At 40.4% G+C, this 1,064-nt stretch carries 1 protein-coding gene; it reads left to right on the forward strand.

Going from position 1 to position 1,064, the window contains the following annotated elements; translation table 11 throughout:
- The first annotated feature begins 353 nt into the window (after window positions 1-353).
- Window positions 354-1,001, forward strand: a complete 648-nt coding sequence (locus JMX92_RS13330) for a hypothetical protein (protein WP_201546153.1) — start codon at window positions 354-356, stop codon at window positions 999-1,001.
- Window positions 1,002-1,064: the final 63 nt, after the last annotated feature.

Here is a 1,064-nt window from a genome sequence, read left to right on the forward strand (position 1 = left end):
GGTGTAATGGACATTATTCATGCTGGCGTAGTGTCTAACGCTATATACTGTCTATATTTGCAAGGAATCAAAGCCATGAATCAAAAAACTGCCCTTTTTGTCATGATAAACACACCAAGAAGAATGGACGCAAGCTAGGCAAACAACAGTATCAATGTCTCGCTTGCAGACGGCAGTTTTTAGGTGGCAAAAGACTCAATAACCAGACCCTTTGGACTGAATACACCCAAGGGAAACAGACCTACAAACAACTGGCTGACAAGTATAGCTGTAGTCTTAAAACCATTCAAAGACGCTTAGACAAAGTCAGTACCCAGTATCAAGTTAAACGACCGAATACTGCTAACATCATCATGGATACCACTTACTTCGGTCGTAAGTTCGGTTTAATGGTTTTTATGGACAATACCACTAAAGCCGTTCTTTACTACGCGATAGTCAGTCATGAAACCAACAGTGCCTACAAGCAAGGAATTGATCATCTAGCATCGTTAGGCGTTGATGTACAAAGCATTACCTGTGATGGTAGACGAGGACTGCGTACGTTATTTACCTACACCCCTTGCCAGATGTGCCAGTTCCATCAGGTACAAATAGTAACTCGCTATCTCACTCGTCGACCTAAGAATATCGCAAGTATTGAGCTTAGACGGCTCACTTTAGACTTAACACAGCTTAATAAAGCTGACTTCATAGAGCACTTAGATTATTGGTTGTTAACTCATGAAGACTATCTTAATGAGCGTAGTACCAATGAAGATACTGGTAGAAGTTGGTACACTCACAAACGTCTTAGAAGTGCTTATCGCAGCCTCAGAACCAATAGCGATTGGCTATTCACTTATCAAGAATATGGGCATTTAGATATACCAAATACCACCAATTCTCTTGAAGGGTTATTCAGTGAGTTAAAGCGACAATTACACAGTCATCACGGTCTAAGTGAGCAGCGTAAGTTGCGGTTTATTAAAGACTTTTTAGGGTCAAAGTCACTCAAATAGCATGAATTGTGTCCATTAGCGACTAACTTCTACTTTTTAGCATGAATTTTGTCCATTACACCT

It is taken from the genome of Psychrobacter sp. H7-1, assembly GCF_904846585.1.
Classification (GTDB): Bacteria; Pseudomonadota; Gammaproteobacteria; order Pseudomonadales; family Moraxellaceae; genus Psychrobacter; species Psychrobacter raelei.

Coding starts and splice junctions, on each gene's coding strand:
- JMX92_RS13330 (WP_201546153.1), top strand. CDS start 354: ATGGATACCACTTACTTCGGTCGTAAGTTCGGTTTAATGGTTTTTATG.